General features: G+C 58.5%; 9 protein-coding genes. 7 read left to right on the forward strand and 2 right to left on the reverse strand.

The genetic code is table 11. From position 1 onward, the window contains the following. The 3 genes from rpsD to rplQ all read left to right on the forward strand — a co-directional run. The coding region (gene rpsD, locus ACTH3D_RS11270; protein ID WP_441667210.1) for a 30S ribosomal protein S4 at positions 1–544 on the forward strand (544 nt) is incomplete at its 5' end. 83 nt (positions 545–627) lie between these two features. After that, entirely contained in the window at positions 628–1,626 is a 999-nt protein-coding gene (locus ACTH3D_RS11275; RefSeq protein WP_441667211.1) for a DNA-directed RNA polymerase subunit alpha, read from the forward strand. A gap of 39 nt (positions 1,627–1,665) precedes the next feature. After that, on the forward strand, positions 1,666–2,052 hold the full coding sequence (gene rplQ, locus ACTH3D_RS11280) for a 50S ribosomal protein L17 (protein ID WP_441667213.1): 387 nt from the start codon (positions 1,666–1,668) through the stop codon (positions 2,050–2,052). A gap of 119 nt (positions 2,053–2,171) precedes the next feature. Here rplQ and uvrA read toward each other — a convergent pair whose 3' ends face one another. Next, on the reverse strand, positions 2,172–5,042 hold the full coding sequence (uvrA, locus tag ACTH3D_RS11285) for an excinuclease ABC subunit UvrA (RefSeq protein ID WP_441667214.1): 2,871 nt from the start codon (positions 5,040–5,042) through the stop codon (positions 2,172–2,174). A 159-nt stretch (positions 5,043–5,201) separates the two neighbouring features. Here uvrA and ACTH3D_RS11290 point away from each other — a divergent pair, with 159 nt between their 5' ends. From ACTH3D_RS11290 to ACTH3D_RS11305, 4 genes are all read left to right on the forward strand, one after another. Then, a complete protein-coding gene (locus ACTH3D_RS11290; protein ID WP_441667215.1) occupies positions 5,202–6,599 on the forward strand; it encodes an MFS transporter in 1,398 nt (465 codons plus the stop codon). Positions 6,600–6,693: 94 nt separating this feature from the next. Further along, complete coding sequence (ssb, locus tag ACTH3D_RS11295) at positions 6,694–7,329, forward strand: single-stranded DNA-binding protein (RefSeq protein ID WP_441667216.1); 636 nt, start codon at positions 6,694–6,696, stop codon at positions 7,327–7,329. A 27-nt stretch (positions 7,330–7,356) separates the two neighbouring features. Next, positions 7,357–8,262 carry a sugar nucleotide-binding protein gene (locus ACTH3D_RS11300; RefSeq protein WP_441667217.1) on the forward strand — a complete coding sequence of 302 codons (906 nt, stop codon included), beginning with the start codon at positions 7,357–7,359 and terminating at the stop codon, positions 8,260–8,262. Next, complete coding sequence (locus ACTH3D_RS11305) at positions 8,259–9,017, forward strand: lysophospholipid acyltransferase family protein (protein ID WP_441667218.1); 759 nt, start codon at positions 8,259–8,261, stop codon at positions 9,015–9,017. Before ACTH3D_RS11300 ends, ACTH3D_RS11305 begins: the two co-directional genes overlap by 4 nt. 100 nt (positions 9,018–9,117) lie before the next feature. On the opposite strand, the gene ACTH3D_RS11310 is transcribed toward ACTH3D_RS11305, so the two are convergent. Next, on the reverse strand, positions 9,118–9,880 hold a 763-nt coding region (locus ACTH3D_RS11310), incomplete at its 5' end, for a beta-ketoacyl synthase N-terminal-like domain-containing protein (protein ID WP_441667219.1).

Below are 9,880 nucleotides of genomic sequence, written 5' to 3' on the forward strand. Positions count from 1 at the left end.
TCCCTTCGAGAAAAAGTGTAAATCCGAGCAGATCCCGGGTGTACACGGCCAGCGCCGTCAGCGTCTTTCCGAATACGGCTTGCAGCTTCGTGAGAAGCAGAAAGTACGTCGCATTTTCGGCGTACTCGAAAAGCAGTTCCGCAACTACTACAAGGAAGCCGCCCGTCAAAAGGGTGCGACCGGTGAAGTGTTGCTGCAACTGCTTGAATCCCGACTGGACAACGTCGTCTACCGCATGGGCTTCGGCTCTACGCGCTCTGAAGCGCGTCAGCTGGTGAGCCACAAGTCCATTTCTGTCAACGGCAAGACCGTTAACGTGGCCTCATACCAGGTTAAGCCTGGTGATGTGGTTGCGGTCCGCGAAAAGGCCAAGAACCAGGCGCGCATCCAGACGGCCCTGGCGATTGCAGCTAACCGCGGTGATGTGGTCTGGCTTGAGACGGACTCCAAGAAGATGGAAGGCACTTTCAAGGCCCTGCCTGAGCGCGGAGACCTGTCGGCCGACATCAATGAGGCCCTGATCGTCGAGCTGTACTCGAAGTAAGCGGCCCAGCCGAGTCGCTTCTCCCCTGGGAGAAGCGACATTCAGTACCGAGTATCCGTTTGGCAGCCTGAAAGGTATTCATCATGCAGCGTTTCGTGACAGAGTTTCTCCGTCCTCGCGACATCAAGGTCGAAGAGATCAGTGCACACCACGCCAGAATCGTTCTCGAGCCTTTCGAGCGTGGCTTTGGCCATACCCTGGGCAATGCGCTGCGGCGTATCCTGCTGTCGTCCATGCCTGGCTGTGCCGTGGTAGAGGTCGAAATTTCAGGGGTTGAGCACGAGTACAGTGCGCTTGATGGTGTTCAGGAAGATGTTGTCGAAATTCTTCTGAACCTGAAGAATGTGGCGGTCAAGATGCACACCCGCGACGAAACCACCCTCTCGCTTAAGAAACAGGGGCCGGGCGTCGTTACGGCAGGTGATATTGTTCTGGATCACGATGTTGAGATTGTTAATCCCGATCTCATCATCGCCCACATCAATGAAGGCGCCGAACTCAACATGCAGCTCAAGGTAGCTCGCGGACGGGGCTATGAGCCCGCGGATGCGCGCAGTGATGCTGCTGACGAGTCGCGTGCCATCGGCCGTTTGCAGCTGGATGCCACTTTCAGCCCCGTGCGTCGTGTTTCCTATGCTGTTGAGGCGGCGCGCGTTGAACAGCGTACTGACCTAGACAAGCTGATCATCGATCTGGAAACCGACGGCACCCTGGACCCAGAAGAAGCCATCCGTCGTAGTGCGACCATTTTGCAAGACCAACTGGCCGCCTTCGTCGATCTTGAGGCTGACAAGGAACAGGAAGTGGAAGAGGAAGAAGATCAGGTTGATCCGACTCTGCTGCGCCCCGTAGACGATCTCGAGTTGACTGTTCGCAGTGCCAACTGTTTGAAAGCCGAGAATATCTATTACATTGGTGATCTGATTCAGCGCACCGAAGTTGAGCTGCTGAAGACGCCCAATCTCGGCAAGAAGTCCCTGAATGAAATCAAGGAAGTGTTGGCTGCTCGCGGCCTGTCCCTCGGCATGCGGCTGGAAAACTGGCCCCCGGCAAGCCTGAAGGACGACAAGGCCTCCGCGTGAGTGTCGACTCGAGTCCCAGTTTGGTAAGGAATCACAACCATGCGTCATCGTAAAAGCGGTCGCCAACTAAACCGCAACAGCTCGCACCGCCAGGCCATGTTCAAGAACATGAGCGTGTCGCTGATCGAGCATGAAATGATCAAGACAACTCTGCCCAAGGCCAAGGAACTGCGTCGCGTTATCGAGCCGCTGATTACCTTGTCCAAGAATGACAGCGTTGCCAACCGTCGTCTGGCCTTCAGCCGTACTCGCTCGAAAGAAGCAGTCGGCAAGCTCTTCAGTGAGCTGGGTCCGCGTTACGTCGAGCGTCCGGGCGGTTACGTCCGTATTCTCAAGTGCGGCTTCCGCACCGGCGACAACGCGCCCATGGCCTATGTTGAACTGGTTGATCGCCCCGTCGTGGAAGAGGCTGCTGGCGAGGAGTGATCCTCAACGCACCTGCTCTACGATCAAAGCCGGCTCCCAAGAGAGCCGGCTTTTTTATGGAATAGAATATTTTCCTAGAGAATTGCTGATGTCTTACTGCGAACTCGTGCAGTAAGACATCAGGTTTGGCTCAAAGCCGTTTTGGTTTGATGTTTTCTCTTTGCGGCCAGTTCTAGCATCGGCTTGAGGAAACGTCCGGTATGAGATACCTCGTTGTTTGCTACTTGCTCGGGTGTGCCTTCAGCAATGATTTGCCCTCCGCCGGAGCCGCCCTCGGGGCCAAGGTCGATTAGCCAGTCGGCGGTTTTGATCACATCCAGATTGTGTTCGATCACCACAATGGAGTTGCCGTGGTCGCGCAGGCGGTGCAGAACAGTCAGTAGTTGGCGTATATCTTCGAAGTGCAGGCCAGTGGTGGGCTCATCAAGAATATAGAGTGTCTTGCCTGTATCACGTTTGGCCAGCTCTCTAGCCAACTTGACCCGCTGGGCTTCACCGCCTGATAGGGTGATGGCACTCTGCCCCAAACGGATATACGACAGCCCGACATCGAGTAGTGTCTGGAGGCGGCGTGCAATGGCGGGGACCGGGCTGAAAAAAGCCAAAGCCTCTTCGACGGTCATTTTCAACACTTCGTCGATACTCTTGCCTTTGTACTTGATGTCCAGGGTTTCACGGTTGTAGCGCTTTCCCTTGCACACATCGCAGGGAACGTAGATATCCGGCAGGAAGTGCATCTCCACCTTGATCATGCCCTCGCCCTGGCAGGCCTCGCAGCGCCCGCCCTTGACGTTGAACGAGAAGCGCCCCGGCTTGTAGCCCCGTGAACGGGACTCCTGGGTGCCGGCGAACAGCTCGCGGATTGGAGTGAAAATGCCGGTGTAGGTCGCGGGGTTCGAGCGAGGGGTGCGCCCGATCGGGCTCTGGTCGATGTCGATGACTTTGTCGAGCTGGTCGAGCCCCTCAAGCTTGTTGTAAGGCGCTGGCGTCAGGGTAGTGGCGCGGTTGAGTTCCCGGGCGGCGATAGGCATCAGCGTGGCGTTGATCAGCGTTGACTTCCCTGATCCCGACACGCCGGTAATACACACAAACAGTCCCAGTGGCAGCTCAAGGGTTACGTTCTGCAGGTTGTTGCCGCTAGCGCCGCTCAGGCGCAGTATTTTCTCTGGGTTGACGGGAATCCGCCATGACGGTATCGCGATTTCTTTGGTGCCGGACAGATACTGACCGGTCAGCGAATCGGGATTGGCCATCACTTCGGCAGGCGTACCTTGGGCCACTATCTGGCCGCCGTGAACACCGGCACCGGGACCGATATCCAGCACGTGGTCGGCCGCCAGAATGGCATCCTCATCGTGCTCCACCACGATCACAGTATTGCCCAGATCGCGTAGGCTTTTGAGGGTCTCCAGTAGGCGGTCGTTATCGCGCTGGTGCAGGCCGATGGAGGGCTCGTCGAGGATATACATCACCCCGACGAGTCCAGCACCAATTTGGCTTGCTAGACGGATGCGCTGGGCTTCACCGCCGGACAGGGTCTCGGCGCTGCGCTCCAGATTGAGGTAATCGAGCCCTACGTTAACCAGAAATTCCAGACGTGCGTGGATCTCGCTGATGATCTTTTCGGCAATCTCGCCACGTCGCCCTGGCAGCTTCAGCGCTGCAAAGTAGGCCAGCGCCTCGCCGATGGGCATTCGCACCAGCTGCGGCAGTGGGCGGTCGTCGATAAAGACGTTGCGTGACTCCTTGCGCAGCCGCGAACCCTCACAGCTGGTGCAGGGTTGAACGGCGATGTAGCGCGACAGTTCTTCACGCACCGAGTTTGATTCAGTTTCCCGGTAGCGGCGCTGCATATTGGGCAGCACGCCCTCGAACGGATGTTCGCGGGAGACTTTTTTGCCGCGGTCGTTAACATAGGAAAATTCGATGTCATCTTTGCCGCTGCCGTTCAGGATGACATCGCGCTCGTGTCGTGCCAGGTCTTGCCAGGGTGTTTCCAAGGCAAAGCGGTAGTGGTTAGCGACTGACTGCAGCTGGTTAAAATAGTAGACGCTGCGCCTGTCCCAGCCCTTGATGACGCCCTCGGCCAGTGACAGCTGCGAATGGCTGATTAACTTGTCCGGATCAAAGTACTGCTGTACGCCCAAGCCATCGCAGCGTGAACAGGCGCCGGCGGGGTTGTTGAACGAGAACATGCGCGGCTCAAGCTCGGCGATGGAGTAGCCGCACACTGGACAGGCGAAGCGCGCCGAGAAAGCAATATCGTCGGCCTCGCCGTCCATGAAGTGTACCGTAGCCACACCGTTGGCCAGCCCCAGCGCAGTCTCGAACGACTCGGCCAGGCGCTGGGCCAGGCCGTCGCGCACCTTGATGCGGTCCACCACGACGCTGATATCATGCTTCTTCTGCTTGTCCAGCGGGGTAATGTCGTCAAGCTCCAGCACCTGGCCATCGACCATGGCGCGAACGAAGCCCTGGGCGCGCAGCTCGGCCAGCAGTTGCAAGTGCTCGCCTTTGCGGCCCTTGACCACCGGGGCCAGCAGCATCAGTTTGCTGCCCTCGGGCAGTGCCAGCACCTGATCGACCATCTGCGAGATGGTTTGGGCTTCGAGATCTTCGCCGTGTTCGGGGCAGCGCGGCGTTCCCGCCCGGGCGTAAAGCAGGCGCAGGTAATCGTAGATTTCGGTGATGGTACCGACAGTGGAGCGCGGGTTATGTGAGGTTGATTTCTGCTCAATGGAAATTGCCGGTGACAGGCCTTCGATATGGTCGACGTCGGGTTTTTCCATCATCGACAGGAACTGGCGCGCGTAGGTGGAGAGCGATTCCACATAGCGACGCTGACCTTCCGCGTACAGAGTGTCAAAGGCCAGCGACGATTTACCAGAGCCTGATAGCCCAGTGACTACAATGAGCTTGTCCCGTGGCAGTTCGACGTCAATCTGCTTGAGATTATGGGTGCGGGCACCCCTGACCAGAATCCTGTCCATTCATACCTCGTGACGCGCGACAAAAGATCGATTATACGCGGCCCCGCGCAACCCCGGCAAAGTCTCTCGTCGCGCCACGCTTCCACAGCGTCGTGGTGAAAGCTAGAATATGCGCTTCACCTTGGGCGCTACGCCCTGTCTATGGATGTCCTAAACGCTATGACAAAGGTCTCAGGACTGCTGTTAGTCTCCGAGCGGCGAGCCATTGCCGGGCTGGCTGGGCTCTATGCGTCACGTATGCTTGGCTTGTTCATGGTGCTGCCGGTGCTGGCGCTGTATGCCGATGCGTTGAGCGGCTCGACGCCGCTGCTGATTGGTCTGGCGTTGGGGGTCTATGGCCTGACCCAGGCCGTGCTGCAGATACCGTTTGGCCTGCTGTCAGATCGCCTCGGTCGTAAGCCAGTGATTGCCTTTGGCCTGTGTTTGTTCATGCTGGGCAGCATGGTGGCGGCGCAGGCTGACAGTATCCAGGGCATTATCCTCGGGCGTTGTCTGCAGGGTAGTGGCGCGGTGGCTGCCGCCATCATGGCGCTGCTTGCCGACCAGACCCGTGAGCAGGTGCGCACGGCGGCCATGGCGACCATCGGCCTGTCGATTGGCGTGGCTTTTGGCGTGGCCATGGTGCTGGGGCCGCTAGTGTCGACACACTTCGGCCTGGCCGGTGTGTTCTGGTTGACCGCTGGCCTGGCGCTAGTTGGTCTTGTGGTGCTGTGGAAGTTGGTACCGCCGGCACCGCGCCGCTCGCGGCATCGCGATGTGGGTCTGGATCGCCGCCAGCTCTCGTCAGTTTTTCGGCGCTCGGACCTGTGGCGCTTGGATATCTCGATTTTTTCGCTGCACTTGCTGCTGATGGCGATCTTCGTCGCGGTACCGCTGCGTTTGGTCAATGCTGGCATTGAGGTGCAGCGCCACGGTTGGATCTATCTGTCGGTCATGGTGGTGGCTTTCCTGATTATGGTGCCGCTGGTGATCGTTGCTGAAAAGCGCCGCCGCATGAAGCTGATGTGCCTGGGTGCTATTGCTGCCATCACTCTCAGCCTGCTGGGGTTGGGCTTGGTCAGCGGCCTGGCCGGGCTGTTGGCTTGGCTGATGGTATTTTTCACCGCCTTTAACCTGCTTGAGGCCACCCTGCCTTCGATGCTCAGCAAGCTGGCACCAGCCGGTGCCAAGGGTACTGCTATGGGTGTCTATTCCACCAGCCAGTTTCTCGGCGCCTTTCTTGGCGGCGTGATGGGTGGCTGGCTGTCGCAGGAGTGGGGCCTTGGCGCGGTCTTTATTGGCTGCGCGCTGCTTGGGCTCGTCTGGTTTGTGGTGATGGTCGGCATGACCCCGCCGCGCCATCTGTCCAGTGAAATCGTTGCGCTGGACGAGCGCTGCAAGGACGATAACCTGGATATGCTGATGGAACAGTTTTCCTGTGTCGCGGGCGTTGAGGATGTCATGGTGGTGCCCAGTGAGCGTCTGGCCTATCTCAAGGTCGACCATGAGCATCTCGACAAACAGGCCCTGGCCGCATTAACCGACCCCGACAAGGGCGAGGCCATCTGGCGAGTTTGATAGACTACCGTCAACGCCCAGGGTCGTGCGACCATGGACTGAAACGGCGCTTCTACCTCTCAACTGCTTCACGTGTATTGAAAAGGAGTTAATCATGGCCCGTGGCATCAACAAGGTTATTCTTATCGGCAACCTCGGACAGGATCCGGAAGTGCGCTTTACGCCTTCCGGTACCGCTGTTGCCAACCTCAGTCTTGCGACTTCCGACAGCTGGATGGACCGTCAGACCGGCCAACGCCAGGAGCGTACTGAATGGCACCGGGTGGTGATGTTCAATAAGCTGGCTGAAATCGCCCAGCAGTACCTTAAGAAGGGCTCTAAGCTCTACGTTGAAGGGCGGCTGCAGACTCGCAAGTGGCAGGACCAGAACGGTCAGGACAAATACAGCACCGAGATTGTCGCCAACAACATGGAAATGCTCGATAGCCGCGGTGGATCGGATGGAGGGCAGTACCAGCCACAGCAGGGGGGTAATTACGGTGGTGGGCAGCAGCCCCAGCAGGGCGGCGGCAATTACGGTGGTGGACACCAGCAGCAACAGCCCCAGCAGAGCGGTGGCTATGGCGGTGGGCAGCAGCCACCACAGCAGGGTGGCAGCTTTGGTGGCGGACAGCAGCAGTCTGCGCCCCAACCCCAGCCAGCACCCGCTCAGGGTGGCGGTCAGCAGAGCAGCTACGGCGCACCAGACCCGGACAGCTTCAAGGATTTCGATGACGAAATTCCATTTTAGTGAATAGGTCATAGATAAGGAGTTGCCGTGAAGCTGCTAGTACTTGATGCCGGGCACTGCCTCAGTCTGGCCCTGGTTCGTGAGACGGCGCGTCGTCAGGACCTGGAGCTGGAGCTCGAGTCGGCGCATTCGGTAACGGCCAGGCACCTGGAGGAGTCGACGCCTTATGCGGTGATTATCCCCCCTTTGACACAACCGCTGGATGAGCAGCCGGCAGCGGTGAGAGCCCATGTCGACGATGTCGAAGCTTGTCTGGAAGCCTGTCTAGCTCAGGATGTGCCGCTGGTCTGGTGTGTTTCAGATCAGCTGTATGAAGACGGTTTCGACACGCCGATTGACGAGCATGTGATACCGTCGCCGCGTAATGAAGGGCTGAAACAGTTGATACGGGTGGGCGACCGGATTCGCGCCGAGCTACCGCATCACCTGATGGTGCGGTTGGGGCCGCTGTTTGCGTTGGATGGCAAACATGCCTGGCTGGGCAAGTTGTTGGATACGCTGATTGCCGGCGGCGAGTTGAGGGCGGCATCGGATATCATTTTCTGTCCCACCTCGGCCGACTCGGTGGCCATGGCGTTGATCGGCATGTTGCAGCAGCAGTCGTGCGGGGCGCAGGCATGGGGCAGCTACCATCTGGCAGGTACTGAGCCCGTCAGCGCTTATACCTTTGTGTCGATGGTGCGAACCCAGCTTGAAACGCGCCTCGAGGGGCGGGGAGAGCAGGTCGAGCTGGGCACCGTCAAGGCGCTTAACCATCACCATGAACATCCTTTGCGCCGTGTGCTGAACTGCCGACGGGTGCTGGGTACCTTTGGTGTTCACCAGAAAGCCTGGCGACTGGAAGTGGGTCGCATGTTGGATCTGTGGTGCCTGGCGCGTGATGAGCAGCAAGTTGCTCAGCAAGTATCGCAGGACAAGGTTGGGCAGCAATGAACCGGCTCCGCAGTATTGTGTTCTATTTCGGTTACTTCGCCGCCATGTTGGTATGTGGGGTGCTGTTCCTTCCGCCGTCACCCTTTCTGCCATTGAGGTCGCGCTATCGGCTGTTGAATCTTTATAACCATTTCATCATGAGCTGGTTTAGGGTGGCGTGTGGGGTACGCTATGAGATCTCCGGGCTTGAAAAACTGCCCCAGGGGCCATGTGTGATGCTGTCCAACCACCAGAGTGAGTGGGAAACAGTGTACCTGCAACTGATTAAGCCCCCGGTGTGTACGGTGCTCAAGAAGGAGCTGCTGAATATCCCGATCTTTGGTTGGGCTTTGCGGCTGCTCCGCCCTATTGCACTGGATCGCTCCCGGCCGTCACGCGCCATGCGCCAGGTGTTGACTCAGGGTGTGCAGCGGCTGAATGAAGGCTTGTCAGTACTGATCTTTCCCGAAGGCACTCGCGTTGAGCCAGGTCAGCGGCGGCGCTACAACAAGAGTGGCACGGTGATTGCCTGCCGCGCGGGAGTACCGGTGGTGCCGGTGGCACATAATGCCGGCGAGCGCTGGCCGAGCCGCGACTGGGTCAAGCGACCCGGGCGGCTGAGTTTGGTGGTGGGTGAGCCAATTGATACTGCTGGCCGCAGCCCTGAAGAGGTGCTGATCGAGGTTGAGGCATGGATTGAGGCTCAGCTGGTCAATATTTCCGAGGTGCCGCGTCCTGATCTGGTAGAAGCTCCGGCCAAGCGCCTGCCCGCTTGAGTCGGTATCGAGCAGGTGCTGCAAAGCATATAGCGCAACAAAAAAGGGCGCTCCACAAGGTGCGCCCTTTTTTTGGTCTTGCCTATGGCAGGTTTGTTGCTCAGCTGTCGCGATACTTCTGCAGTACCAAGCAGGCATTGGTGCCGCCAAAGCCAAAGCTGTTGGATAGCACCCGCTCAATCACGCCGTCGCGGCGTTCGGTCACAATATCGAAGCCGTCGGCTTGCTCATCGAGGTTTTCGATATTGGCCGATGCGGCGATGAAGTCATTCTCCAGCATCAGCAGTGAGTAGATCGCTTCCTGTACGCTGGTAGCGCCCAGAGAGTGTCCGGTCAGTGACTTGGTCGAGCTCATCGCTGGTGTCGTGTTGCCAAACACTTCACGAATAGCTTTCAGCTCGGACATATCACCTACCGGCGTTGAGGTGCCGTGTGTGTTGATGTAGTCGATATTGCCATCTACGGTAGCCATGGCCTGTTTCATGCAGCGTACTGCGCCATCGCCGGAAGGGGCGACCATGTCCTGACCGTCCGAGGTAGCACCATAGCCGACCACTTCCGCGTAGATTTTGGCGCCGCGAGCCTTGGCGTGCTCCAGTTCTTCAAGCACCAGCATGCCGCCACCGCCGGCGATGATGAAGCCATCGCGGGCCTGGTCGTAAGGTCGCGAGGCCTTTTCAGGGGTGTCGTTGTAGCGGGTTGACAGCGCACCCATGGCATCGAACAGGCAGGACAGTGTCCAGTGTTCTTCTTCGCCACCACCAGCAAACACCACATCCTGCTTGCCCATCTGAATCTGCTCCATCGCGCTGCCAATACAGTGTGCCGAGGTGGCGCAGGCAGAGGAGATCGAGTAGTTGATG

This window comes from Halomonas sp., from assembly GCF_052095765.1.
Classification (GTDB): Bacteria; Pseudomonadota; Gammaproteobacteria; order Pseudomonadales; family Halomonadaceae; genus Halomonas.